The organism is Tessaracoccus yangjingae (assembly GCF_054483935.1).
This window is the reverse complement of the sequence record NZ_CM137014.1, coordinates 3,535,240-3,561,364: the sequence shown is the minus strand read 5'-3', so window position 1 is coordinate 3,561,364 and position 26,125 is coordinate 3,535,240. Positions and strand designations below refer to the sequence as shown.

General features: G+C 70.6%; 21 protein-coding genes and 1 tRNA gene. 12 read left to right on the top strand and 10 right to left on the bottom strand.

What is annotated here, in order from left to right; all coding sequences use genetic code 11:
• The first annotated feature begins 9 nt into the window (after window positions 1-9).
• Window positions 10-1,725, top strand: a complete 1,716-nt coding sequence (gene maeA, locus ACX1D3_RS16180) for an NAD-dependent malic enzyme (protein WP_458994826.1) — start codon at window positions 10-12, stop codon at window positions 1,723-1,725.
• 437 nt (window positions 1,726-2,162) lie between these two features.
• Here maeA and ACX1D3_RS16175 read toward each other — a convergent pair whose 3' ends face one another.
• On the bottom strand, window positions 2,163-2,969 hold the full coding sequence (locus ACX1D3_RS16175) for an HAD-IIA family hydrolase (RefSeq protein ID WP_458994825.1): 807 nt from the start codon (window positions 2,967-2,969) through the stop codon (window positions 2,163-2,165).
• Between the two features lie 218 nt (window positions 2,970-3,187).
• Between ACX1D3_RS16175 and ACX1D3_RS16170 the strand changes: the two genes are divergently transcribed.
• The 9 genes from ACX1D3_RS16170 (at window position 3,188) to ACX1D3_RS16130 (ending at window position 12,055) form a co-directional block, all read left to right on the top strand.
• Window positions 3,188-4,261, top strand: coding sequence for an NAD(P)H-dependent glycerol-3-phosphate dehydrogenase (locus ACX1D3_RS16170; protein WP_458994824.1), 1,074 nt, complete (start codon window positions 3,188-3,190; stop codon window positions 4,259-4,261).
• Between the two features lie 48 nt (window positions 4,262-4,309).
• Window positions 4,310-6,211, top strand: coding sequence for a BglG family transcription antiterminator (locus ACX1D3_RS16165; RefSeq protein ID WP_458994823.1), 1,902 nt, complete (start codon window positions 4,310-4,312; stop codon window positions 6,209-6,211).
• Window positions 6,211-6,681, top strand: coding sequence for a transcriptional regulator GutM (locus ACX1D3_RS16160; RefSeq protein WP_458994822.1), 471 nt, complete (start codon window positions 6,211-6,213; stop codon window positions 6,679-6,681). The genes ACX1D3_RS16165 and ACX1D3_RS16160 overlap by 1 nt, the downstream gene beginning before the upstream one ends.
• A 109-nt stretch (window positions 6,682-6,790) precedes the next feature.
• The gene (srlA, locus tag ACX1D3_RS16155; protein WP_458994821.1) at window positions 6,791-7,354 is read left to right on the top strand and encodes a PTS glucitol/sorbitol transporter subunit IIC; all 564 of its coding nucleotides are present in this window, start codon (window positions 6,791-6,793) and stop codon (window positions 7,352-7,354) included.
• Window positions 7,347-8,399, top strand: a complete 1,053-nt coding sequence (gene srlE / locus ACX1D3_RS16150) for a PTS glucitol/sorbitol transporter subunit IIB (RefSeq protein WP_458994820.1) — start codon at window positions 7,347-7,349, stop codon at window positions 8,397-8,399. Before srlA ends, srlE begins: the two co-directional genes overlap by 8 nt.
• A gap of 25 nt (window positions 8,400-8,424) precedes the next feature.
• The gene (locus tag ACX1D3_RS16145) at window positions 8,425-8,781 is read left to right on the top strand and encodes a PTS glucitol/sorbitol transporter subunit IIA (RefSeq protein ID WP_458994819.1); all 357 of its coding nucleotides are present in this window, start codon (window positions 8,425-8,427) and stop codon (window positions 8,779-8,781) included.
• The gene (locus ACX1D3_RS16140) at window positions 8,778-10,106 is read left to right on the top strand and encodes a sn-glycerol-1-phosphate dehydrogenase (RefSeq protein ID WP_458994818.1); all 1,329 of its coding nucleotides are present in this window, start codon (window positions 8,778-8,780) and stop codon (window positions 10,104-10,106) included. The genes ACX1D3_RS16145 and ACX1D3_RS16140 overlap by 4 nt, the downstream gene beginning before the upstream one ends.
• Window positions 10,107-10,121: 15 nt before the next feature.
• Complete coding sequence (locus ACX1D3_RS16135) at window positions 10,122-10,397, top strand: HPr family phosphocarrier protein (protein WP_458994817.1); 276 nt, start codon at window positions 10,122-10,124, stop codon at window positions 10,395-10,397.
• Window positions 10,394-12,055 carry a phosphoenolpyruvate--protein phosphotransferase gene (locus tag ACX1D3_RS16130; protein ID WP_458994816.1) on the top strand — a complete coding sequence of 554 codons (1,662 nt, stop codon included), beginning with the start codon at window positions 10,394-10,396 and terminating at the stop codon, window positions 12,053-12,055. Before ACX1D3_RS16135 ends, ACX1D3_RS16130 begins: the two co-directional genes overlap by 4 nt.
• On the opposite strand, the gene ACX1D3_RS16125 is transcribed toward ACX1D3_RS16130, so the two are convergent.
• Together ACX1D3_RS16125 and ACX1D3_RS16120 are read right to left on the bottom strand one after the other, a co-directional pair.
• A complete protein-coding gene (locus ACX1D3_RS16125; RefSeq protein WP_458994815.1) occupies window positions 12,052-13,098 on the bottom strand; it encodes a Gfo/Idh/MocA family protein in 1,047 nt (348 codons plus the stop codon). The two genes, ACX1D3_RS16130 and ACX1D3_RS16125, sit on opposite strands and share 4 nt — an antisense overlap.
• A 156-nt stretch (window positions 13,099-13,254) precedes the next feature.
• Window positions 13,255-14,445, bottom strand: a complete 1,191-nt coding sequence (locus tag ACX1D3_RS16120; protein ID WP_458994814.1) for an MFS transporter — start codon at window positions 14,443-14,445, stop codon at window positions 13,255-13,257.
• 200 nt (window positions 14,446-14,645) lie between these two features.
• Here ACX1D3_RS16120 and ACX1D3_RS16115 point away from each other — a divergent pair, with 200 nt between their 5' ends.
• Complete coding sequence (locus tag ACX1D3_RS16115) at window positions 14,646-15,923, top strand: thymidine phosphorylase (protein ID WP_458994813.1); 1,278 nt, start codon at window positions 14,646-14,648, stop codon at window positions 15,921-15,923.
• Between the two features lie 70 nt (window positions 15,924-15,993).
• On the opposite strand, the gene ACX1D3_RS16110 is transcribed toward ACX1D3_RS16115, so the two are convergent.
• Entirely contained in the window at window positions 15,994-17,880 is a 1,887-nt protein-coding gene (locus tag ACX1D3_RS16110) for a phosphoenolpyruvate carboxykinase (GTP) (RefSeq protein WP_458994812.1), read from the bottom strand.
• A 128-nt stretch (window positions 17,881-18,008) separates the two neighbouring features.
• Between ACX1D3_RS16110 and ACX1D3_RS16105 the strand changes: the two genes are divergently transcribed.
• Entirely contained in the window at window positions 18,009-18,611 is a 603-nt protein-coding gene (locus ACX1D3_RS16105) for a hypothetical protein (protein ID WP_458994811.1), read from the top strand.
• Between the two features lie 19 nt (window positions 18,612-18,630).
• Here the strand turns inward: ACX1D3_RS16105 and ACX1D3_RS16100 are convergent, their stop codons facing one another.
• From ACX1D3_RS16100 to ACX1D3_RS16075, 6 genes are all read right to left on the bottom strand, one after another.
• Window positions 18,631-20,070, bottom strand: coding sequence for an NAD-dependent succinate-semialdehyde dehydrogenase (locus ACX1D3_RS16100; RefSeq protein ID WP_458994810.1), 1,440 nt, complete (start codon window positions 20,068-20,070; stop codon window positions 18,631-18,633).
• Window positions 20,071-20,189: 119 nt separating this feature from the next.
• Window positions 20,190-21,182 (bottom strand): trypsin-like serine peptidase, encoded by a 993-nt coding sequence (locus ACX1D3_RS16095; protein WP_458994809.1) that lies wholly within the window; start codon window positions 21,180-21,182, stop codon window positions 20,190-20,192.
• A gap of 94 nt (window positions 21,183-21,276) precedes the next feature.
• Window positions 21,277-22,458, bottom strand: coding sequence for an AI-2E family transporter (locus tag ACX1D3_RS16090; protein ID WP_458994808.1), 1,182 nt, complete (start codon window positions 22,456-22,458; stop codon window positions 21,277-21,279).
• A 136-nt stretch (window positions 22,459-22,594) separates the two neighbouring features.
• Window positions 22,595-22,668 (bottom strand) — tRNA-Pro (locus tag ACX1D3_RS16085).
• 42 nt (window positions 22,669-22,710) lie between these two features.
• Window positions 22,711-23,619 carry a metallophosphoesterase gene (locus tag ACX1D3_RS16080; protein WP_458994807.1) on the bottom strand — a complete coding sequence of 303 codons (909 nt, stop codon included), beginning with the start codon at window positions 23,617-23,619 and terminating at the stop codon, window positions 22,711-22,713.
• Window positions 23,616-26,021 (bottom strand): transglycosylase domain-containing protein, encoded by a 2,406-nt coding sequence (locus ACX1D3_RS16075; RefSeq protein ID WP_458994806.1) that lies wholly within the window; start codon window positions 26,019-26,021, stop codon window positions 23,616-23,618. The genes ACX1D3_RS16080 and ACX1D3_RS16075 overlap by 4 nt, the downstream gene beginning before the upstream one ends.
• Window positions 26,022-26,125: the final 104 nt, after the last annotated feature.

Genomic DNA, 26,125 nt, shown 5'->3' with positions numbered 1-26,125 from the left:
GTTTGGCCCGTGCCCGAACAACGTCGTTACGAGGTCCTCCCCGGCAACCACGGCTCACGAGTCAAGGTGAAGATCCGCGGCAGAGCCATCCTGAGAACGCCCCGTCTCAACCGGGGCACGGCCTTCACCCCGGAGGAGCGCCAACTCCTCGGGCTGATCGGGCTGCTGCCGACGGGGGTCACCCCCATCGACGCGCAGGTCCACCGCGCCTACGAGCAGTACCTGGAGGCGCGGCTGCCGATGGCGAAGTTCCGTCGCCTCGCCGCGCTCAAGGACCGCAACACGGTGCTGTTCTACCGGTTGCTCAGCGAGCACCTGGACGAGATGATGCCCATCGTCTACACCCCCACCATCGGCGACGCCATCGAGCAGTTCAGCCGGCAGTTCACCCGCCTCGACGGGGTGTTCCTGTCCATCGACTCGCCGGAGGACATCGAGGAGTCGTTGCGCGCCAGCGGCCGCACCGCGGACGACATCGACATCATCGTCGTGACCGACTCCGAGGGGATCCTCGGCATCGGCGACCAGGGCGTGGGCGGGATCCTGATCTGCCACGGCAAGATGAGCCTCTACACCGCCGCGGCAGGCGTGGACCCGGACCGGATGATCGCAGTGGGGCTGGATGTGGGCACCGACAACCTGGGCCTGCTCAACGACGACCTGTATCCGGGGCTGCGGCACGCCCGGGTGCGCGGCCGCCGCTACGACGAGTTCGTGGACGCCTTCGTCGCCGCGGCCCAGCGCGTCTTCCCGCGGGCGATGATCCACTGGGAGGACTTCGGGGCCGCCAACGCGCACCGCATCCTCACCCGGTACCGCGACGAGGTGTGCACCTTCAACGACGACGTCCAGGGCACGGCCGCCGTCGTCGGGGCCGCCGCCCTGGCGGCCGTCCGGGCGAAGGGGGAGCGGCTGAGCGATCAGCGCATCGTCATCCACGGGGCCGGCACGGCGGGCGTCGGGATCGCGGACCTCATGCGCGACATGATGGCGGGGGAGGGGCTCGACGACGAGGCGGCACACGCGCGCTTCTGGTGCCTGAACAGCCGCGGCCTCATCACCGATTCGTCGTCGGGGGTGCGCGACTTCCAGCGCCCCTACGCCCGGGACGCCGCCGAGGTGGCCGCCTGGGAGGTGGACCGGCGCGGCGCGGTGTCGCTGGCAGACGTGGTGCGCAACGTGCACCCCACCATCCTCATCGGCACCTCCGGGCAGCCGGGCTCGTTCACCGAGCCCATGGTGCGCGACATGGCGGCCCACGTGAACCAGCCCATCATCATGCCCCTGTCCAACCCGACGGCGCTGGCCGAGGCCACGCCGGCGGACCTGCTCGAATGGACCGAGGGCAGGGCGTTGCTGGCCACCGGATCGCCGTTCGATCCGGTGCTGCGCGACGACGTCGAGTACGTCATCGCCCAGGCCAACAACGCGCTCGTCTTCCCGGGCCTCGGCCTGGGGGTGGCGGTGTGTGGCGCCACGCGGGTGACGGACCACATGATCGCGGCGGCCGCCCAGGCCGTCGCCTCGATGGTGGGGATCCGGAGCGCGGGGGCCCCGCTGCTGCCGCGGATCAGCGACCTCCGCCGCGTGTCGGCCACCGTCGCGATCGCGGTGGCGAAGGCCGCGGCGGACGACGGCGTGGCCGCGATCGAGCTGGAGAGCCCGGTCCAGGACGTGTTCGACCGCATGTGGCAGCCGAACTACCCGGAGCTCATCCTCGACTGACCTCGGTGCCCCTACCGTTGGCTGACGTGCCGCGGCCGCCCTCGCTGTCACGAGCGGCCCTTCACCGCTGGCTGAGGAGCCCAACACCGCTGGCTGAGGTGCCGCGTAGCGGCCTCGAAGCCTAAGAAACGCGAGTTGACTAGGGACTCTGCTGGTGGTGTCTGTGGTTGGGTTGGGCGGTGCGTGGTGGGGGCCGGGCCGCCCATGCTTCCGGCGGTGGCGCTTCGCGCTTGCGCCGTCAGCAACGCCCACCCAACCTGCCCCGGCCCCCACCACGCACCGCCCTGCGGTCCCCGCCGCACGTGTTTCCCCCTTCCCGCTGGCTGAGGTGCCGCGTAGCGGCCTCGAAGCCTAGAGAACGGGAGCTGACAAGGAACGTTCATGAGGCTTCGAGGCTCGTCGCTGCGCTCCTCGCACCTCAGCCAACGTCGGGGAGGTCAGCTGGGGAGGAGCTCGTCGATCCGGTCGAGGACGTGCGTGGGGCGCTGGTCCTCCGGCAACGCCGCGACATCGGCCGCCGTCGATTCCCCAGTCAGCACCAGGGCCGACGCCATGCCCGCCTCCACGGCCATCCGGATGTCGGTGTGCAGCCGGTCTCCCACCATCACACACCGCGACAGCTCCAGTCCCAGCCCACCCAGCGCCGCCTCCAGCATCAGCGGCGACGGCTTCCCCAGGCTCACCGAGCACGTCACGCCCGTGCACGCCTCGATGGCCGCGGTGATCGCCGCGCAGTCCGGCTCGCCGCGACCCCCGGGGAACGGGCAGAACCGGTCCGGGTTGGTCTGGATGAGGATCGCGCGCTTGTGGAACCACAACGCGTCGAACGCGATCTGCAGCTTGCGGTAGTCGAAGGTGCGGTCGTAGGAGGCGACGACGACGTCGATCTCGGCCGGATCCTCGCTCAGGCGGAACCCGGCCTCCCGGAGCGCCCGCTTGAGCGGCTCCTCGCCCACCACGAACAGGGCGGCATCAGGGTGGTGGTCCAGCAGCCACCGGGTGGTGGTGACGACGGTGTTGGCGATGTCCTCCAGCGCCGTCGGCAGCCCCAGCGCCTGCAGCTTGGCCTGGTACTGCTGGGGGTCCTTGGTGGCGTTGTTGGAGAGGAATTTCACCGTCTTCCCCTCCGCCCGGAGCCCCTCGATGAGCCTGCGCGCGCCGGGCAGCAGCTCGTCTCCCAGGTAGATGGTGCCGTCGAGATCGAACACGTAGGCGTCGTACCACTGGGTGGGGGTGGTGATCATTGGGGTCTCCTTGCGGGCCGGCCACGCTGTCCGGGTGCTGCCCCAACCCTGCCACGTGCGGCCGCGGGCGGTTGACGCAATTAGGCCGCCCGAGAGCGGGCAATCGGAAGAAAGCCGACTCGTTCGGAAGCGAAACCCAACCTGAACGCAGGTAGCGTCAGCCTCACCTTCAGTAACAACGGTGTCGCGCAGTGGAGCGCGAAGGAATGAGAGCTCACATGGCTACAGTCGTCGTCCTCGGTTCAGGCATCATGGCCAGCGCCCTGACCACGCCCCTGACCGACAACGGGCATGAGGTGCGGCTCGTGGGCACCCACCTGGACCGCGACATCATCGACTCCATCAAGGCCACCGGCGTCCACCCCAACCTGGGGCTGGCGCTGCCGGAGGGCACCACCGCGTACCAGCTCGAGGACGCCGCAGAGGCGTTCGACGGCGTCGACCTCGTCATGAGCGGCGTCAACTCCTTCGGCGTCCGCTGGGCCGGCGATCAGCTGGCCGACCTGCTCCGCCCCGGCATGCACGTCATCGCGCTCGCCAAGGGCATGGAGGCCGACGACGAGGGCAACCTCACCATCCTGCCCCGCGTGCTCGCCGGCCGGATCCCCGCCGCGCTCCGCGAGCAGCTGACCTTCTCCGCCATCGCCGGCCCCTCGATCGCCGGCGAGGTCGCCATCCGCCGCCACACCTCCGTGGTGTTCACCGGCGACGACGAAGGCGTCCTGAACATGTGGCGCGACCTGTTCGCCACCGACCACTACCACGTGTGGACCAACACCGACTTCGTCGGCGTCGAGGTGTGCGCCGCGACCAAGAACTGCTACGCCTTCGGGGCCGGCTTCATGTCCGGCATCCTCGACGCCATGGGCGACGCGGCCGGGGACCGCTACGTCAACTTCAACTACGGCGCCGCGCTCTTCGGGCAGGCCTCGATCGAGATGGTCGACTTCATGGACCTCCTCGGCGGCCGGCCCACCACGCCCATGGGCCTCCCGGGCATCGGCGACTGCTTCGTCACGTCCATGGGCGGCCGCAACGTCAAGTGCGGCAGGCTCGTCGGCTCGGGGCTCACGTTCAGCGAGGCCGCTGCCCAGATGCCGGGCGTGACCCTCGAGGGCGCGGCCGCGATCAGGGTGATCGGGGAGGCCATGATCCGCCTGACCGAGCGTGGCGTCGTGGCTCCCGGACGGTTCCCGCTGCTGCGCCACCTCCACGAGGTGGTGGGACTGGACCAGAGCGTCAACGTGCCCTGGGACGCCTTCTTCGGGAGCAACGGATCCGGCGTCGCCTGATCACCCGCCACAGCCCCCTGACGACCGTGAATGAGATGAGGTGATGACATGAACCGGCCAGCAGCCATCCTCGCGCAGCTCGAAGCCGCGCGGACCGTGAACGCCGACGACCTGGCCGCGGAGCTCGAGGTGAGCCGCCGGACCATCTCGACGGACGTCGCCGGGCTGCAGGACCTCCTGGGAACGGCGGCCTCGATCACCGTCGACGACGGGCGCTACCGCCTGCTCATCGCCGACCCGGCCCGCTACCGCGCCGTCAAGGCGAGCGTCGCCGACGACGTGTCCTTCAACGACCCGGCCGCCCGCGCGTCGTACATCGTCTCAAGGGTCTTCCGGTCGCTCGTGCCCGTGCGGATCGAGGAGCTGGCCACGCGGATGTCGGTGGGTCGCACCACCGTCGTCGGAGACCTGGCGCGCGTCCGGGCGATGGTCGCGGAGTCGGACCTCGCCATCACCGGCCGGCCCAACGTCGGCCTTCAACTCGAGGGGCCCGAACTCCAGCAGCGCCTGCACGTCCTGCGCTGGCACTTCCCGATGGCCTACCCGCACGAGCCGTGGCAGGAGCGGGTGGAACAGATCGTCCGGGCCATGGCGGCGGACGCCGGCCTGGACCGGGCCCACGCGCCGGAGCTGGCGCGGTGGGCCACCGTCGCCGTGGACCGGGCGCGGATGGGCCGCGACATCGACTACCTTCCGCAGCGCTACTCGGGTCTCGCCGCGACACCCGCGCACGCCTTCGCGGCGTCCGTCGCGGAGCGGCTCGGGGCGGAGCTGGGCGTGGAGTTCACCGGCGACGAGGTCACCTTCCTGACCCTGCCGGTCGCAGGGATGCGGGCGCCCGAGGACGCAGTGGCGGCCGCCCGCTTCACCGCGACCGGCGACGGCGAGACCCTCGTCCGTGAGGTGCTTGCCGCGGTCAACTCCGAGATGGACATCGACCTCGCGGGCCGCAGGTTCATGTCCGAGTTCGCCCGCCACGTGGCCTACATGATCAACCGCATGCGTTACCGGATCTGGGTCGACGACTCAGCCGTCGGCGACATCCGCGACGAGTACCCCGTCGCGTACCAGATGGCCACCGTGGCCTCGCAGGTTATCGCGTCGCAGGTCGGCCTCCCCGTCGACGACGCGGAGGTGGCGCTGCTCGCCGCCTACTTCCAGGTGTTCCTCGACGGCGGAGAGGCCGAGCCGCCCGCCTTCCTCCGCGTGGCGATCGTGACCACCACGGGCCGCGTGACCGCCGAGCTCCTCCGCCAGCAGCTGAGCCGGCTCCTGCCCGCCTCGACCCGGTACGAGGTGGTCAACCTGGCGGACGCGACCCGGGAGGCGCTCGAGGGCGTGGACCTCGTGGTCGTGAACGGCGACGACGAGGTGGCCGCGGCGGTCCCCGTCCTGCGGGTGACCCGGATCCTCGACCGGACCGGACTCGAGCGGCAGCTGGGCAGGCTCCAACTCCACATCCCGCTCGACCCCGGGGCGCACCGCAGCGGATCGGTGCTTGCCGGCGCGCTCGACGAGGCGCACTTCTTCGCCCTCCCGGCAGGGACGGCCTACGAGGACGCCGTGGACTACATGACCGGGCACCTGGAGGCCCGCGGCCTGGTCGAGCAGGGCTTCGGCGACCGGATCCGTGAGCGTGAGGCCCAGTCACAGACCCGGCTGGATCCGTGGCTGGGATTCCCGCACGCCCCGGTCGAGACCCGCACCAGCGTCATGCTGTCGATCGGCGTCGTCGCCCCCGACGGGAGCGACGACGGCGTGCGGCTCATCGTCCTGCTGGGTGTCCCCTCGGATCCGGGCAGGAGCGAGGGAGTCCTGGTGCAGGTGTACGACGAGGTGCTCCGGCTCGGCTCCCGGCGCGACCTCATCGACCAACTGAGCCGGGTCACCACGTTCGAACAGTTCTACTACTTCCTCGAGAGACACCCCCTGACAGAGAGAGAACGCTGATGTTCTGGATCCTCATCATCGCCCTGGGCCTGGCCTGGATCGTGCAGTCGGTTCTGTCCTTCAAGCAGACGCAGGCATTCACCAAGCTGTTCGTGGCCCTGCGGCGGCGCGGGCGCGTCGCCATGGGCAAGTTCCGCGGCGGCCTAGTCCAAGGCGCGATCGTCATGTTCGTCATCGACGACGACGGCGTCATCACGGAAGGGCAGCGGCTGCACGGCGTCACCGTGCTCGCCCGCTTCCGGGCCTTCGACGAGTTCACCGGCTCGCACATCGCCGACGTCGACCCGGCCCTGGCGAGCCCCTGGGGAAGGTCGATGGTCAAGGCCGTCGCCAACGCCCGCGACAACTACCGCATCATCACCGGAGGCGGCACCGCCCCGGAGCCGCCCACGGCCCTGACCCGGGCGCTCGGCAGGGTCTCGGCCGTCGCGTCCAGGTTGAGACGCAGGCCCGCCCCCATCGCCGGCTGACATCAATCCATCCGGGCACAGTCGCCCATCACCCCCGCAGCCCCACCGTGGGGCTGTGTAGACGGGGCTGCCTCGCGCTGCCCCGATCCGAACCCTGAAAGGAGTTGAGATGAACATTCTCGACTATCTCGTGCACGGTGCGGAGTGGTTCATCGGTCTCTTCCGCGAAGGTGCAGACACCTTCGTCGCGTGGATGACCGGCATCGTTCCGCTCGTGCTCGTCCTGCTCATCGCGATGAACTCGCTGATCGCCCTCATCGGTGAGGACCGGATCAACCGGCTCGCCGCCAAGGCGGGCGGGAACGTGGTCAGCCGCTACCTGATCCTCCCGTTCTTCGGCTCGTTCTTCCTCACCAACCCCATGGCATTCACGCTGGGCCGGTTCCTGCCCGAGGCGCACAAGCCTGGCTACTACGCCTCGGTGGCGCAGATGATGCACACCAGCAACGGCCTCTTCCCCCACAACAACCCGGCGGAGCTGTTCGTCTGGATGGGCATCGCCCAGGGAATCATGTCGCTCGGCCTCAACACGGGCGACCTCGCGATCCGCTACCTCCTGCTGGGGGCGGTGCTCAACTTCGTCGGCGGGTGGGTCACCGACTTCACGACGAAGTACGTCGCCAAGCAGCAGGGCGTCACCCTCTCGACCACAGTGAAGGCCTCCCATGTCTGAGTACCGCACCATCACCATCTCCCGCGGCGCCGGCGGCTACGGCGGCCCCCTCACCATCACCCCGGACGCCAAGCGCAACAAGATCGTCTACATCGTCGGCGGCGGGTCACGGCCCGAGGTGGTCGACAGGATCGCCGAGCTGTCCGGCGCCGAGCCGGTCAACGGGTTCACCACCTCGGTGCCCGACGACGAGCACTTCGTGGCCATCATCGACTGCGGGGGGTCGCTGCGCTGCGGCCTCTACCCGAAGAAGAACATCCCCACGGTCAACGTCGTCCCCACCGGCAAGACGGGGCCGCTGGCCCAATACATCAACGAGGGGATCTACGTTTCGGCAGTCGGCTCCAACCAGGTCTCCCTCGCCGACGAGCGCGAGCTGGTCAGCGTGGGGGCCGCCGCGGCCACCGCGTCCGGATCCGCGCCGCACGCGGCGCCGTCCCCCTCCGCCACGGCCTCGCCCGCCGAGGCACGGCCGTTGAAGCTGACGGAGCAGATGGCCCGCCAGCCCCGCAAGAGCATCCTGCAGAAGGTCGGCCTCGGCGCCGGGCACGTCATCGCGGTGTTCTACCAGGCCGCCCGCAACGCCGTGCAGACGATGCTGCAGACCATCATCCCGTTCATGGGCTTCGTCGCCATGCTCATCGGGATCATCCAGGCGTCGGGCCTGGGCGTGTGGTTCTCGAACCTGCTCACCCCGCTGGCCGGCACGGGCTGGGGTCTGCTGCTGCTCGGATTCATCTGCTCGCTGCCCTTCCTCTCGCCGCTGCTCGGTCCCGGCGCCGTCATCGCCCAGATCATCGGCACGCTGATCGGCGTGGAGATCGGCAAGGGCAACGTCCCGCCGCACCTCGCGCTCCCTGCCCTGTTCGCGATCAACACGCAGAACGCCTGCGACTTCATCCCCGTGGGCATGGGCCTGGCCGAGGCCGAGCCGGAGACCATCGAGGTGGGCGTCCCGGCGGTCCTGTACTCGCGCTTCCTCAACGGGGTCCCGCGCGTCGCGGTGGCCTGGCTGGCCAGCATCGGCCTGTACTCGGCCGCCTGAGCACCCACAGACAAGGAGAAACACCATGGCGTACGCCACGACCATCCTCGAGGTCGGTCCCGAGGCCCAGGCATTCCTCGCCGAGTCGATGGCCATCACCTTCGCAGGCGATGCGCCGGAGGCCCTGCGTCCCTACTGCTTCCTCATCGGGAAGGCAGAGCTCACCGGCGACCTCGCCGTCGGCCAGACCGTGAGGATCTCAGAGCAGGCGTGGACCATCACGGCGCTCGGCGAGGTGGCGCAGCAGAACCTGGCCAACCTCGGCCACGTCACCCTCGTCTTCGACGGCGAGGCCGAGCCGAGGATGCCCGGGGCAATCCACCTCACCGGCGTCGACGGGGAGCCCGCCCTGGTGCTGGGCGCGCAGCTGGTGTTCGGGTGACCAGCCAGGCGCTCGCCGACGCCCTGGCCCGCGCCGTCGACACCCGTGCCGCCGCCGTGGGCCGGGGGGTGGTGGCCGACGCCGGCCGCCACCTCGCGGCCCACCTGGGCAACGGTCCCTACATCGTCGTCGCCGACCAGAACACCTGGGCGGCCGCGGGGCCGCAGCTGGCGTTCTCGCTGCAGGACGCCGGCTGCGCCACGGTTGCCCCGCTGATCTTCCCGGGCAGGCCCACGCTCTACGCCTCCTACGAGAACTGCGAGGCCATCAAGGAGGCGATGGGGGAGGCCACCCCCATCGCGCTCGGATCCGGCACCCTCAACGACCTGGTCAAGCTGGCCGCGTTCGAGATGGGCCGCGACTACGCGGTGGTCGGGACCGCCGCCTCCATGGACGGATACACCGGCGCCGGCGCCCCGATGAGCGAGCACGGCGTCAAGGTCACCCGCAACTGCAAGGCCCCGGTCGTGGTCGTCATGGACCTCGACGTGGTGGCCGCGGCGCCGGGCTTCCTCACCGCCTCGGGCTACGGCGACCTGGTGGCCAAGATCCCGGGCGGGGCGGACTGGATCCTGGCCGACGTCACCGGCGTCGAGCCCGTCGACCAGGACGTGTGGTCCATGGTCCAGTCCGGGGTGACTGCGGCGCTGTCGCGGCCCGCTGCGCTGGCAGCAGGCGACCCGGATGCCTTCGAGGGCCTGGTCGAGGGCCTGTGCCTGTCCGGACTGGCCATGCAGGCCTATGGCGGCACCCGACCGGCCTCCGGGGCCGAGCACTACTTCTCCCACCTGTGGGAGCTCGCCCACCTCGGCGCAGACCGGGAGCCGCCGCTGTCGCACGGGGACAAGGTGGCCATCGGGTCTCTGGCCATGTGCGCCTTCTACGAGGCGCTGCTGGCCCGCGACCTCACCACGCTCGACCTCCGTGCGGCCGTCGACGCTCGGCAGCCGTGGCACGAGATCGAGGCGGACATCCGCGCCCGGTTCGACGGGGCGCTCGCGGACCACGCCGTGCGCGAGACCAGGGCCAAGTACGCGTCGGGCGACGAGTTGTACCGCAGGTTGCGGCCGCTGGTGGACCAGTGGCCCGCGGTGGCCGACCGGCTCCGTGCGCAGCTGATCACCACCGCGCAGCTGAGCGACCAGCTCCGCCAGGCCGGGGCACCCTCCCGCCCTGCAGACATCGGGCTAACCCCCTACGACGTGCGGGCCACCTTCCCGCGCGCCATGTACTACCGCTCCCGCTACACCGCACTCGACGTGGCGTGGGAGCTCGGCATCGTCGACGACCTCGTCGACGACGTTTTCGACCACATCTGGATCTAGAGAAGGACCCCCCAAATGCCAAGCCGTGAAGTGACCATCGCCTCCGCCTCGGGCCTGCATGCCCGCCCCGCCAACCTGTTCGTCCAGGCGGTGAACCGCCTCGGCATGCGCGTGACCATCCAGAAGGAGGGCCGGCCCCCCGTCGACGCGCGCAGCATGCTGGGCGTCATGACGCTCGGCGCGAAGCACGGCGAGGTCGTTACCCTGGCCGCCAGCGGCGACGGAGCCGAGGCCGCCCTGGACACCCTCGCCGCGTTCCTCACGATCGACCACGACCAACCGGCGGCATGAGCATCCGCGGGATCGGCGTCAGCCCGGGCTCGGCGCACGGCCCGGCGGTCATCGTCACCACCAGTCAGATCACACCCCCCGGCGTGCGCACCGACGACCCGGCCGCGGCCGAGGCCGCCGTCGCGGAGGCGCTCGATGCGGTCGCGGCGGACATGGAGCTGCGCGCCCGCCGGGCCGACGGCCACGCCCGGCCGGTGCTCGAGGCCACGGCGATGATGGCCCGCGACCCGGGGCTTCTGTTCGCGGTCGGCTCGTTCACCGGCGAGGGCCACGGCCCCGTCGACGCGCTGTACCTGGCGGTCGAGCAGTACTGCGAGCTCCTCGCGGGGCTCGACGCCTACATGGCCGAGAGGCAGAGCGACCTGCGTGACGTCTTCCAGAGGGCCGCCGCACGACTGCTCGGCCGCCCTGCACCTGGGGTGCCGGAGTTCGACGAGCCCAGCATCATCGTGGCGCTCGACCTTGCGCCGGCGGACACCGCGACCCTTGATCCGGCCCGCGTGCTCGGCATCGTCACCGAGGCGGGCGGGGTCACCTCCCACACCGCGATCCTCGCGGCGCAGTTGGGCATCCCCGCCGTCGTCCAGGCCACCGGCGTGCTGGCGGCCGGACCGGAGACGCTCGGTCTCGACGGGGCCACCGGCGAGGTCATCATCAATCCGGACGCCGCGATGACCGCGGTGCTCGGCGCGCGCAACGAGCACCGGCTCGCGCTGCAGGCCTTGTCACAGGGGCCCGGCGCCACGCGCGACGGTCACCGGATCCAGATCCTGGCCAACATCGGCACGGCCGACGACGCGCAGCGCGCGGCGAAGGCCGACGTGGAGGGCTCCGGGCTGTTCCGCACCGAGTTCCTGTTCCTGGAGCGCACCACCGCCCCCTCCGTCGAGGAGCAGACGGCCACGTACACGGCGGTCTTCGAGGCGTTCACCGGCCGCAAGGTGGTTGTCCGCACCCTCGACGCCGGCGCCGACAAGCCCCTGGCCTTCGCCGACCTGGGGCCCGAGGAGAACCCGGCCCTCGGAGTGAGGGGACTGCGCCTGCAGCGCGAGCGCGACGACCTGCTCACGGACCAGCTGACCGCGCTCGCGACGGCGCGGGAGGCCACCGGCGCCGAGGTCTGGGTGATGGCGCCCATGGTGGCCACGGCGGAGGAGGCGGCCTGGTTCGCGTCCCGGTGCCGCGACGCCGGGCTCCCGACGGCCGGCACCATGGTGGAGGTCCCGGCGGCGGCGCTGCGGTCCGGGCATGTGCTGGAGGCCTGCGACTTCGCCTCCATCGGCACCAACGACCTCTCCCAGTACCTGTTCGCCGCCGACCGCATGAACGGCTCCCTGGCGCCCCTGCTCAGCGGCTGGCAGCCCGCCCTGTGGGACCTGGTCGCCGCCACCGTCCGCGGCGCCGACGGCAAGCCCGTGGGCATCTGCGGCGAGGTGGGCGGGGACCCGCTGCTCGCCCTGGTGGCGGCCGGCGCGGGCGTCTCGTCGCTGTCCATGGCCGTGGGCAAGGTGGGCTCGGTGAAGGCCTCGCTGGCCCGCCACGACCTGGACACCTGCCGCGCGATGCTCGACGCCGTGCGCGCCAGCCCCGGACCGGAGCAGGCGCGCGCCGCCGTCGTCGGGATGCTCGACGCGGAGGTCGCGGAGGCCCTCGCCTAGAGGGTTTCGCCGGGGAGCGTGACGCCCACCTGGCGGCGCAGCTCGTCCATCGTCGCCATCACGGCCAGCGTCTCGTCGAGCGGCAGCAGGTCCGACTCGGGCCTGCCCTCCGAGATCACCGTGGCGAGGTGCGCGGCCTGGTAGCACAGCCCCGCGTGGTCGCGGATGGCGGGCTCGTCGGAGGATGCGATCCCGCCGTCGCGACGGCGGACCGTCACCACCTGGGGGCCGTAGAAGGGTCCGGGGATCTCGAGGCGCGCCTCGTCGCCGGCGATGAAGGCGCTGGTCGGTGTCGGGGCCGCCAGCGTCGTGGTCACGATGCCGTGCGCCATGGGGTGCCGCTCGAAGCCGGTCAACAGCGCGGAGATCTGGCGGTCGACGCCGGTGAAGGCCTTAGTGCCGGCCGCCACGGCGGCGCCGGGGGTGCCCAGCGCGAAGTGCGCGAAGCTGACCGGGTAGACGCCGAGGTCCAGCATGGCGCCGCCGGCCTTGGCCGGGTCGAAGAGGCGGAAGTCGGGATCCTTGGGGAACCACTGCCCGTGGTCGGCGAAGGCGGTCTCGATCTCGCCGAGGGCGCCGTCGGCCAGGACCTGGCGTACCACGTCCATGTGGGGGAGGAAGCGGGCCCACATGGCCTCCATGGCGGCGACGCCGGCCGCGCGGGCCGCGTCGACCACCTCGGTGGCCTCGGCGAGGTTGCGGGTGAAGGCCTTCTCGACCAGCACAGGCTTGCCGGCGGCGATCGCGAGGAGGGCGTTGTCGCGGTGCTCGCTGTGGGGGGTGGCCACGTAGACGACGTCCACCTCCGCGTCGGATACCACCGCCTCGTAGCCCACGACGCTGCGCTCAACGCCGTGCCGGGCGGCGAACTCCGCGCCCTTCCCGGCGGTGCGGGAGCCGACCGCCACCACCCGCTGCCGGGTGTGGGTGTGCAGCGCCTCGACGAAGCGTCCGGCGATCCAGCCGGTGCCGAGTACCCCCCACCGCAGTGGAGGGGCGGTCATCGGGTCAGCGGTGCGGGGGGAGGGCAGGTGCAGCGTCATGCGCCCCAGTCAACCACGCTCCCCGTCGTGTCACCTTCGCGTTGAGCCGGATCTGGCTCTCAAGTGCCGTGGAACGATCAAATCCCTGATTCTCGCGGTTGAGGCCCAGATCAGGCTCAACGTGCCGTGTCGAGAGCCGTGTCAGGCTCAACTCCCTCACAGGACGGTGGGGCGCGCGTTCCGGGGCGGGGTGAGGGCCGGGGTCAGCGCCAGCGCCAGCAGCGCGGCGATGGGCACGACGATCAGCGCCCAGCGCAGGCTGACGGTGTCGCCGACGATGCCGATCAACGGCGGGCCGGCGAAGAAGCCGAGCCGCATCAGCCACGTGACGAAGGTCAACCCCGAGCCGTGCGCCATGCCCGGGAGCTCGTCGGCGGCGTGCATGGCCGACGGGATGGCGGTGGCGATGCCCCAGCCCGCGCAGGCGAAGCCCAGGATGGTGGTGACCGGGTGCGGAAAAGCCACCGCGACACCCATCCCCGCCGCCGCGATGCTCACGCCCAGCGTCACAGCCGGGCGAGCGCCGATCCGGTTGACCAGCGCGTCGCCCGTGAACCGGCCGATCATCTGCGCGCCCTGCAGCGCCACGAACGCCAGGCCGGCCACGAAGGGGATCACCGTGAACATGCCGTCCATGTAGATGGCGCCCCACGACGCGGCGCTCTCCTCCACCAGGCCCACCGACGCGCCCAGCAGGCCGAGCGCGATGAGCCGCAGCCACAGCGAGGCCGGGATGCGGCGCTGCGGACGGACCTCGGCCGCCGCCTCCTCGTCGACCGGCTCCTGATCCTTGCCGGGCAGCAGCAGCGTGCGGGCGAACAGCGCCATGGCGCCGAAGACCGCCGTCGCCACCAGGGCCTGCAGCCACAGCGCCATGCCGATCTGGGCCGCGATCGAGCCGAGGAAGCCGCCGCAGACCGCGCCGATGGACCACCAGCCGTGGAACGAGTTGAGGATGGTGCGCCCGTACAGCTTCTGCACCCGCAACCCGTGGGCGTTCATCGAGATGTCGGTGATGGCGTCCATGGCCGCCATGGTCGCCAGCGAGGCCGAGAACAGCAGCAGCGTCGGCGCGTTTGCCACGGCGTTGAGCATGGCGATGCCCGCGATGAGCGTGACCCCCGCCACCGTCGCCGACGAGAACCGGCGCACCAGCCGGGCAGTGAACAGGCCGGCGATCAGTCCGCCCACAGGCCCCAGGCCCACCGCGACACCGAACGCCGTGTTCGACGCCTCCAACGCCACCTTGATCTCCGGGTAGCGGGGCAGGATCGAGGACCAGGCCACCCCGTTGAGCCAGAACAGCAGGATGACGCCCCAGCGGGCGCGAAGAACTTCCTTCGACATGTGGATCTTCCGGTGTGGGGTGGGCGCCGGGGGCTGTGAGCCGGGGCCGGGCGCGGGAGGCGTAGCGCTTCGATCCTGCCAGATCGCCGACCGGGCACCAAAGTCCGGCCGCGCGGGGGCCCGCGGCCCGCTGTGTCGCCCAGGGGCGATTTCGACGGCGTGTCGTGCCCGCATGCACGGGCGCGGCTAGCCTGAGCGACATGAACTTCGACGTCGTTGACCTCATCCGGACCAAGCGCGACGGCGGCAGGCTGAGCCCCGCCGAGATCGACTGGGTGATCGACGCCTACACGCGGGGCGCCGTCGCCGACTACCAGATGTCCGCGCTGGCCATGGCCATCCTGATCCGCGGCATGGAGCGCGACGAGATCGCCCGGTGGACCGCGGCCATGATCGCCTCCGGCGAGCGGATGGACTTCTCCACGCTCAGCCGGCCGACGGCCGACAAGCATTCCACCGGGGGAGTGGGGGACAAGATCACGCTTCCGCTCGCGCCTCTTGTGGCGGTGTTCGACGTGGCGGTCCCGCAGCTGTCCGGCCGCGGGCTCGGCCACACGGGCGGCACCCTCGACAAGCTGGAGGCCATCCCCGGCTGGCGCGCGGCGCTGAGCAACGAGGAGATCTTCGCGCAGCTGGAGGACGTGGGCGCCGTGATCTGCGCGGCCGGCTCGGGCCTGGCGCCCGCGGACAAGAAGCTCTACGCCCTCCGCGACACCACCGGCACCGTCGAGGCCATCCCGCTGATCGCCAGCTCCATCATGAGCAAGAAGATCGCCGAGGGCACCGGGGCGCTGGTGCTCGACGTGAAGGTGGGCTCCGGCGCGTTCATGAAGTCGCTGGACCAGGCCACCGAGCTGGCCCGCACCATGGTGGACCTCGGCAAGGATGCCGGCGTCACCACCGTCGCGCTCCTCACGGGCATGGACACGCCGCTCGGGCTGACGGCCGGCAACGCGTTGGAGGTGCGGGAGTCCGTCGAGGTGCTGGCCGGCGGCGGCCCGGCCGACGTGGTGGAGCTGACCGTCGAGCTCGCCCGCGAGATGCTCGCCGCGGCCGGCAGGCCGGACGTGGACCCGGCGCCCGCGTTGCGGGACGGGCGGGCCATGGACGTGTGGCGGCGCATGATCGCGGCGCAGGGCGGCGACCCCGACGCGCCCCTGCCCGTGGCCGAGCACCAGCACACCATCGCCGCCCAGGGCGACGGCTACCTCAGCCGGATGGACGCGTACGCCGTCGGTGTCGCGGCATGGCGGCTCGGTGCGGGGCGTGCCCGCAAGGAGGACGACGTCCAGGCGGTGGCCGGGGTGGAGATGCATGCCAAGCCGGGCGATCGCGTCGTCGCCGGCCAGCCGCTGTTCACCCTCCACACCGCCACCCCGGAGCGCTTCGACCGCGCGGTGGAGGCGCTCGACGGCGCCGTCGACTACTCGGAGGCCGCCCCCGACCTGCCCGGCATCGTCCTGGGGCGGGTGGACTGAACCGGAAGTTGAGAAACCGGGAGCCGGCCACCCCAGCGGCCGGCTCCCGGATTCCGATCGTGCAGGCCCGTCAGAGCTCCGTCTGCGTCCTCCCGAAGGCGGTCTCCAGCGTGCGCAGCTCGTCGACGAGCTCCCGGGGGAGGCGCCAGCCGAACGTGTCGAACCAGCGCCCGATGCGCGGCACCTCGTCGCGCCACTCGCTCTCGGTGTAGGAGACCACGTCGCGCAGGTCGTCCTCGTCGATGTCCAGCCCGTCGACGTCGAGGCTGCCCTCGGCGGGCAGGAACCCGATCGGGGTCTCCACCGCCTCGGCCAAACCGTCGACCCGCTGGGCCACCCACTTGAGGACCCGGCAGTTCTCGCCGAACCCGGGCCACATGAAGCGGCCGTCGGCGTCGCGCCGGAACCAGTTGACGTAGAACACCTTCGGCAGCTTGTCCGCGTCGGCGTGCCGGCCGATGCTGATCCAGTGCTGGACGTAGTCAGCCACGTGATAGCCGATGAAAGGCAGCATGGCCATCGGGTCGCGGCGGAGGACGCCCACCGCCCCCGCAGCGGCGGCGGTGGTCTCCGACGAGCACGTGGCGCCCATGAACACCCCGTGCTGCCAGTCCCGGGACTGGGTGACCAGCGGGATGGTGTTCTCGCGACGGCCGCCGAAGATGATCGCGTCGAGCGGGACCCCCTGAGGCGAGTAGTAGTCCTCCGAGAGGATGGGGCACTGGGCGATCGGGGTGCAGAACCGGCTGTTGGGGTGGGCGGCCTTCTCGTTGGGGCGGCCACCGACGGGGCCCGTCCCGGCGCGCCACTCGCGGCCCTTCCAGTCCGTCACCACCTCCGGGGGCTCCCGAGTCATGCCCTCCCACCACACGTCGCCGTCGGGGGTGAGCGCCACGTTGGTGAAGATCGTGTTGCCGGCCTCGAGCGTGCGCATCGCGTTGGGATTGGTCTCGTAGCTGGTACCCGGCGCCACCCCGAAGAACCCGGTCTCCGGATTCGTGGCGTAGAGGCGTCCGTCGGCGCCGAAACGCAGCCAGGCGATGTCGTCGCCCAGGGTCTGCACCGTCCACCCAGGGATGGTGGGCTCGAGCATGGCGAGGTTGGTCTTGCCGCAGGCCGACGGGAAGGCCGCGGCCACGTGGTACTGCCGGCCCTCGGGCGAGGTGAGTTTGAGGATCAGCATGTGCTCGGCCAGCCAGCCCTCGTCGTGGGCCATCGCCGACGCGATCCGCAGCGCGTAGCACTTCTTCCCCAGCAGGGAGTTGCCGCCGTAGCCGGAGCCGTAGGACCAGATGAGCCGCTCGTCCGGGAAGTGGACGATGTACTTGATCTCGTTGCACGGCCACGGCACGTCCTCATGGCCATCGCCCAGCGGCATGCCGACGGAGTGCAGCGCCGGCACGAAGTCCGCGTCCGTCTCCTCCATGCGGGCCAGGGTCTCGGCGCCCATGCGGGTCATGATCTTCATCGAGAGCGCCACGTAGGCCGAATCGGAGACCTCGACGCCGAACTTGGGGTCCTCGGCGTCGAGGCTGCCCATGCAGAACGGCATCACGTACATGGTGCGGCCCACCATGGCGCCGTCGTAGAGCGGCCTCATGATCCGCTTCATCTGCTCCGGGTCCATCCAGTTGTTCGTGGGGCCGGCGTTGCGCTCGTCCACCGAACAGATGAAGGTCTGGTCCTCCACGCGGGCCACGTCGTCGGGGTCGGTGCGGGCCAGGATCGAGTTGGGCTTCAGCTTCTCGTTCAGCCGGATGATCGTGCCCTTGGCCTCGAGCTCTCGGACGAGGCGGTCCCACTCGGCGTCGGACCCGTCGCAGTAGTGGATCGCGTCCGGCCTGCACAGCCCGACCACCTCGTCGAGCCAGGCCAGGAGCCTGGGGTGGGTGGGTGCGATGCCGGTGGCGGGAAGGTCGGAGCGGGTCAGGGAACGGGTTTCGGTTGCGGTTGACATGGGTCTCCTCATTGCGACACTGCCTCGGGTGTACGCATCGTCATTGAGCGTTTCCGCCTCCACCGTAGCCCCGAGGGGCCGAGCCCTGCAGGCACCCCGTTCTATGGACCCCTGATACCGTCGGTGGCATGCGCAGTGCCATTCTGGCCGTTGGGGCCGTCGTCGTCGTGTCCGGGCTCACCTCGTGCACCGGAGCGGCGCAGACGCCACTGCAGCCCACCGCCGGCCAGACGACGCCCGCGGCCTCCCCGATGCCGTCGACCACCGCCGCGCCGGCGGAGTCCGCCCAGCCCGCCCCGGATCCGGAGCCGTCACTGGAGTTGGCGCCGACGGCGTCGCTCAGCCCCGTCGAACAGCCCACCCCTGAGGGAGGCCCGTGGTCCGCGGTGGCCGCCTCGCTCAGCAGCCCCGAGCAGGCGCGCGCCCAGGCCGGCCTGCCCGCGTCGTTCCAGGAGTTCCTGGGCGTCCGCCTGGGCTACGCCGACGAGACGGGGTGCGTCACCACCCAGGTGGACGTCAGGGCGGTCCACCGCGACGGGTTCGTCTTCGGCGAGGAGCAGACCACATGCGGCGACAGCCTCACCGTGTGGGGCATCACCGAGCAGCGGTGGCACTACATCGTCGCGTTCCAGGACGCGATGCCGTGCGCGGACCTGACGCAGAACGGGGTGCCCACGGGAGTTCCCGGGCTGCGCTGCCTGGACGCCAACGGCGCCGCCACCGACTACTGACGTCGGCCGGGTGGGTTCCCTAAGCCAGAGCCATCCCGATGTACTTGATCTCGAGGAACTCCTCGATGCCCTCGGGCCCGCCCTCGCGCCCCAACCCGGAGCTCTTCACCCCGCCGAAGGGGGCGGCCGGGTTGGACACCAGCCCGGAGTTGAGCCCCACCATGCCTGACTCCAATCGCTCGGCGGTGGTGAGCGCCTCGGTGAGGTCCTCGGCGAAGACGTAGCTCATCAGGCCGAAGTCGGTGTCGTTGGCCAGCGCCACGGCCTCGTCGACGGAGTCGACGGACACCACGGGAGCGACGGGGCCGAAGATCTCCTCGCGGAAGCAGCGCGACGACGGCGCCACGTCAGCCAGTACCGTCGGCTGCATGAAGTGGCCAGGCCCCTCGACCCGGGAGCCGCCCACCACCACGCGGGCACCGTCGGTGACGGCCTCCCGGACCATGGCCTCCACGTCGTCGAGCGCCGACGCGGACACCAACGGCCCCACCTCGGTCCCGGACGCCATGCCGTCGCCCACGCGCATGGCGCCGACGCGGGCGGCCAGCTTGGCCGTGAACTCGTCGGCCAGGCTGCTGTGCACGATCATCCGGTTCGCGGCGGTGCAGGCCTGCCCGATGTTGCGCATCTTCGCCACGAGCGCGCCCTCCACGGCGCGGTCCACGTCCGCGCTCGGCAGCACCAGGAACGGCGCGTTGCCGCCGAGCTCCATCGAGGTCTTCAGCACGTTGGCCGCGGCCTGCTCCAGCAGCCTCACGCCCACGCTCGTGGACCCGGTGAAGGTCAGCTTCCGCAGCCGCCTGTCTGCGATGAGGGGGCCGGTGGTGGCGGAGGCCGAGGACGACACGAAGCAGTTCACCACGCCGGCGGGCACGCCCACCTCGTCGAAGACGTCCATCAACAACAGCGACGTGAGGGGAGTGAGCTGGGCCGGCTTCAGGACCGCGGTGCAGCCGGCCGCCAGGGCGGGCCCCAGCTTCCGGGTGGCCATGGCGAGGGGAAAGTTCCACGGGGTGATGGCCAGCACCGGCCCCACGGGCTGCTTCGTGGTGAGCAGCCGCTGCCCGCCGACGGGGGCGACGGTGTAGCGGCCGTGGATGCGAGGGGTCTCCTCGGCGAACCAGCGCAGGAACTCCGCGCCGTAGGTGACCTCGCCGCGGGCCTCGGCCAGGGGCTTGCCCATCTCGCGCGTCATCGTCTCGGCGAACTCGTCGGCCCGCTCCAGGATCCTGGCCCAGGCGGCCCGGAGCAGCTCGCCACGGAAGCGCGGCTCGGTGGCGGCCCATCCGGCGGCCGCGTCGACGGCGGCGTCGAGGCATGCCATCGCCGTCGCGGCATCCGCGTCCGCCACCCTGGCGAGCTCCTCGCCGGTGGCGGGGTTCTCGACGCTCAGCGTGGGCTCGTCGTCGGTGAACCGGCCGTTGACGTAGTGGGTGGTGCGCAGCGCGTTCCAGGTCATCGTCGCTCCTGAGATCGGTGGTCCCCCCAGCTTAGGGAACCACCGATCCGCCTCCTCGCCGAGGGCGTGTATTGACCGGTACCTGCTGAGGACCGGTGCTCTGGGGCGACGGGGGTAGGTCAGCCGACGATCGTGTTGCCCGCCGCGGTGGTGGCGGCGTCGTACACCGCGGCTGTCTTGGCGTCGAACTTCGGCCCGTGCATGGCGGCGATGCCGGAGTAGCCGTAGGAGTTCACCGACATCGTGACGCCGGCGCCCTTGGCGAACTCGACGTACCAGGGTCCACCGGAGGATCCGCCGGTCATGTCGCTGGGGACGCGGTAGGTCAGGTCGTCGTTGAGGGGGTCCGTGCCGAGCGGGCCCTGGGAGTAGATGAGCTCCCTGCCCTCGTAGGGCGCCCCCGCGGGATAGCCGAACAGGTGGGTGTCCGCGCCGGCGGCCTGGGTCTCGAAGACGATCTCCTGGTCCCCGACCGTCTGGTCCAGCTGCGCCGGCGCCTTGCCGTTCCCGCCCAGTCCGACGACGGCGAAGGCGTAGTCGTGCAGGGTTGCCTCTGTGTTGAACCTCCGCTGCGAGGTGAAGCCGCGGTGGGCGACGAGGGCGGTGGCGGTCCAGCAGCCGAACTGGGTCTCGGCGCAGAAGGACCCGCTGCGCGTCAGGTCGACGGGCTTCGAGTCATAGTCGGGGACGAACAGCCAGTTGGTCGCGAACTGCGCCTTCTTGTTGTCGAAGACGCAGTGCGCCGCGGTCACCACGATCGACCTGCCGCTGACGGCGTCCTCGACGACGGAGGCGGAGCACACGTAGTAGGACTTGCCCATCGCGAAGAGCACCTTGCCCGTGGTCTTCTGGACCAGACCGGCGTCCACCCACGGAGCGCCGAGCGCGGCGGCGGTGGGCTCGGCCACCTGGGTGAAGGTCCCGGTGGCCGGGTCGCGGACGAAGTCGCGTGGCTTGGCCTGGGCCACCTTGTCCTTCGTCCAGAAGTCGACGATCCGCTGGTGCTCTGCCCTGGAGCTGCTGTCAGCCGAGGCCTGCGTGGCGGGCATCACGGTGAGGGCGAGCAGCATGCCCGCTGCCAGCGCCGCCGATCGAAGTAGCTTCACGTTCATGGTCCCGCTCCTTTGCGCGATACGTCCCCGATACCGCGACGGGGAACGCTGCGCCGATCGTATGCCCCGAACGGGGCACGACAGGGCCGGTCTCTCAGGATTCCCGGTGGAGCTTCGCGTTCTGCCTGGGGATGTGGATCTCCTTGAGGATCATGAGCAGCGAGGCCGTGACGGGAACCGCCACGAGGGCGCCGAGGAGGCCGAGGAGGCTACCGCCGACCATCGCGCCGATCAGCACCAGGGATCCGGGGACGTCGACGGCCTTGGTCATCACCTTGGGCGTGAACACGTAGGCCTCCAACTGCATGTAGGCGAACATGACGACGGCGAAGATCAGCGCCGAGACCGGCGAGCTGAAGAGGGTCACCACCGTGATCAACAGCCAGGAGATGACCGGACCCACCATGGGGATGAAGGTGATGAACAGGGCCAGGAACCCCAGCAGCGCGGCGAACGGCGCCCCGAGGATGGTCAGCAGGAGGAACGTGAAAACGGCGTTGGCGGCCGCCAGGATGGCCATACCGGAGACGTAACCGCCGACGGCCTCGCTGATCTGCTCGGTCATCTCGCCCAGCTTCGGCCGCGAGTAGGCCGGGGCGAGCTGCAGGAGGGCGGACTTCATCGCCCGCATCGAGGCGAGGAAGTACAGGGTCAGGACCAGGACGATCAGGCTGGTGGAGATCAGCTGGACGACGCCGGTGCCCACCGCCAGGGCGCCCCCGCCGATAGCAAGGATGTTCTCCGGGTTCGACAGCCAGGCCTGCGCCTGCGCCAGGAGCGCGGCATACAAGTCGCCCTGCCCTGTGGCCTGGCTGATCGCCTTGAACCAGTCCGCGTTCTGCAGGTTGGCGATGTAGCCGGGCATGGCCCCGGCCAGCGCGGCCACCTGACCCACCGCCACGGGGGCCACGATGGCGACGACGGCGCTGAGGATGAGGGCGAACGCCGCGAAGACCACGCCGATCGCCAGCCCGCGCGACATCCGGTGGTTCTCCAGCCACTGGACGAGCGGCTCCAGCGCCATGGCGATGAACAGGGCGGCCCCGATCGAGACCAGGACCGTCGACAGTGAAGCCAGCGAACCGCCAAGCGCGATCGCGACGAGCCCGCCGGCCGTGACGGTGAAGCCCCAGGCGAACGGGCGCCTGAGGTCGACCGCCACGCGGCGGGTCGCCCGCGGCGGCGGGGGCGCGGGTACGGCCGTGGCGTGAGCATCCGGCGTGGTGAGGGCATCGTCCCGGGACAGTGTGTCTGCGGTCGGGTCTGTGTCGGCCATGGGTGCAGCGTAGGGCCCGTGCCCGAGTGGTGCGTCACCCCCGACGGGGGATGGACCGCAGGCCGAACAAGCGCCGAGTCCCCAGAAAGACAAAAGTCGAGAGGCATGGGCGCTTGCCCACTTCTCTCGACCTGCGTCGGGGTGACAGGATTTGAACCTGCGGCCTCGTCGTCCCGAACGACGCGCGCTACCAAGCTGCGCCACACCCCGATTGGCCCTGGGGCCAACGGAGATACTAGCCCATCGGCACGGTCAGTGTGAAACCGGAACAAGCGTCAGCAGGGTGACCTCGGGGCGGCACGCGAACCGGTACGGAGCGTACGGGGAGGTGCCCACCCCGGCCGACACGTGGAGTTGCGAGGTGCGCCCGCCGAAGCTGTGCGAGGACAACCCCTTGACCCGGGCGGCGTCCAGGTCGCAGTTGGTGACGAGCGCGCCGTAGCCGGGCACGCAGACCTGGCCGCCGTGGGTGTGCCCGGCGAAGATGAGGTCCATCCCATCGGCGGTCATGGCGTCCAGGAGGCGCAGGTAGGGGGCGTGGGTGACGCCGATGTTGAGATCCGCCTGGGGGTCCGCCGGCCCCGCTACCGTCGGGTAGTCGTCGCGGCCCAGGTGGGCGTCGTCGACCCCGCGGAAGGCCAGCGTGTACCCGTTGACCTCCAGGGTCGCCCGACGGTGGGTGAGGTCCACCCAGCCGTGCTTGGCCATACCGTCGCGCAGCTTCTCCCAGGGAAGGTTGGGCGAGGAGGGCCCCGTCGCTTCAGACGCGCCGTGCGTGAGGTATCGCAGCGGGTTGCGGAAGGAGGGCTTGTAGTAGTCGTTCGAGCCGAACACGAACACGCCCGGCACGGACCGGAGCCTGTTCCAGGCCGCGAGGAGCGGGAACACCGCCTCCGCCTGGGCGATGTTGTCACCGGTGTTGACCACGAGGTCCGGCTCGAGCTCGGCCAGCGACCGCATGAAGTCGAGCTTGAAGTGTTGGCTGGTGGTCAGGTGGATGTCGGAGACGTGCAGAATCCGCAGCGGCCGCCCGCCGGCCGGCAGAATGGGCACTTCCACCCGCCGCACCGTGAACATCGCGGCCTCGGCGAGGCCCCAGCCGAAGCAGGCGGCGCCGACGGCGGCGGTGGCGCCGAGGGCGCGCAGCACCGGCCGCCTCATCGGTTGGGGTTGCCCGGCGGGTTGGGGGCAGCCGGTGCGGCGGCCTCCTCCGCCGGCGCCTCCGTCGCGGGAGGAGCGACGGGTTCCGGCGCCACGGGTTCAGGCTTGGGCTCGGGCCGTGGGCCCTGCGAGACCTTCAGCTGCACCGTCGAGAACTTGATGGCGGATCCGGTCGGCGAGATGCCCAGGAACGTGCCCTCCGGGCGGCTGCTGTAGACGCTCCACCGCTCCGTCTGGAAGCCGGCCGCCTCGAGCGTGCGCTTGGCCTCGTTGTAGCCCATGCCGGAGACGTCCGGCAGCGGAACCTTCACGCCCTCGAGCACCTCGGAGGTGGGGGTGGTGAAGGCGGTCTTCGGCTTGTCCGCGAGGGCCGCCGCCATCGCGGCCTTCCAGATCAGGCCGGCGTCGCCGCCGCCGGAGCCGCGCAGGTAGGTGCCGCTGGGGAGCCGGACGTTCTTCAGCGTCTTGTTCCTGGTCTCGTACCACGGGTTGGTCTTGTCGATCGCGATCCAAGCCGCGCCGGCCATCTCGGGGGTGTAGCCCGCGAACCAGACGGCCTGGTTGTCGTTGATGGTGCCGGTCTTGCCTGCCTGGGGACGGCGGTCGGCCAGCCGCGCCGGGCGGCCGGTGCCGTTGTTGATGACGCTCTGGAGGATGTGGTTGACGCCGTCGGCGATCTCGGGGCGGATCACCTGCTGGCAGTCGGCCGGCGGAACCGCCAACTCGGAGCCGTCCTTCGTGACGACCGACTCGAGGACGATGGGCGTGCAGTGGATGCCACGGTTGGCGAAGGTGGCGTACGCCTCGGCCATCGACAGGGGAGTCACCTCCGCGGTACCCAGCACGAACGTGGGGTAGTTCTGGTTGATCCGGAGGTCCTGGCCCGTCGACATCTTGACGCCGGCCGCGACTGCCTTGTCGATCGACGCACAGATGCCCGCGTCGGCCTCCAGCTGCAGGAAGTAGGTGTTGACGGAGTCTTCCGCGGCGCGGATCATGTCGATCTGGCCGTAGCCGCGGTTGTAGTTGCGCACCGTGTGGTCCTGCTTGAACACGAACGGGCCGGTGCAGTTCTTGAAGGTCATGCCCTCCAGGGGCAACGATTCCGGCGCGGTGTACTCGCGCCCCGGGGTCATACCCAGGTCCAGCGCGGCGGCCATGGTGAACGTCTTGAACGTCGAACCGGCCTGGTAACCCTCGGCGCCGCCCATGGAGCGTTCGACGTTGTAGTTGTAGTAGGTCTCCCCGGGGTCCGTGCCCATGTCCGGCCTCGACTGGGCAAGGGCCACGATCAGCCCCGTGCTGGGCTGGATCAGCGCCGCGCCGGCGAGGACGGGATCCGTGGGGGCGATGAGGTCGGCCACGGCCGCCTCGGCCGAGGCCTGCGCGGAGGGGTCGATCAGCGTCTGGATGGTCAGACCGCCGCGGTTGAGCAGGTTCTCCCGCTCCTCCTGCGTGTCGCCCATCGTGGGCATCTGGTCGCTCAGGAGCGTGCGCCGCACGTAGTCACACAGGAAGGGGTACGGCGACGAGGTGCAGCCGTTCGCGGTCCGGGTCACCTTCGCCGGATCGAACGGGACCGCCTTGGCCTCGGCCGCGCGCTCCTCGCTGATGATGCCAAGCTCTGCCATGCGGTTGAGCACGAAGTTGCGGCGCTCGATGGCCTTGTCCGGGTTCTTCACCGGATTCAGAGCAACCGGGTTCTGCACGAGCCCAGCCAGCATCGCCGCCTGGTCCAGCGTCAGGTCCTTGGCCGTCGTGCCCCAATAGTGCTGCGCGGCGGCTTCGACGCCGTAGGCGCCCTCACCGTAGTAGGCGATGTTGAGGTAACGCTCGAGGATCTCGTCCTTGGTGAGGCGCTCCTCCAGAGCCATGGCGTAGCGGGCCTCGATGATCTTGCGGTCGATCGTCACCTCGGTGGCCTTGCGGACGGCCTCCTTGTCGCCCGCGGCGACGGCGGACTCGACGCGGACCAGCTTGACGTACTGCTGCGTCAGCGTCGACGCGCCCTGCGTGTCGCCGGTCATCGTCTTGACGAAGGCCCTGCCGAAGCCCTGGAAGTCGATGGCGCCGTGCTCGTAGAAGCGGTGGTCCTCAATAGCGATCTGAGCGTCCTGCATGGCCGGGGCGATCTCGGAGAGCGGCACGTAGACGCGGTTCTCGTTGAAGAAGGTGGCCAGCACCGAGCCGTCGGCCATGAGCACGCGGGAGCGCTCCGACTGTGGCGGCGTCTCCAGATCAGCCGGGAGGAACTCCAGCGAGTCCGCCGCCATCTTCGCGCTGCCGCCCGCGAGCGCGGCGAACGGCACCGCGAGACCCGACAGGAGCAGGCCGGCGAGCACGCTCACCGCGAGGAACATGAGGACGGAGTACGCCTTCTGGCTGAGGGAGGCAGACTTCATGGGCCCAAGTTTACGTGAAGGGTCCCAAGAGCCCATGGTCCGCGCGCTGGCTTGCGTTTTTGCGTCCTTTACCCCCTGTTGCGCATGGCCGTTCATGCGCTAGC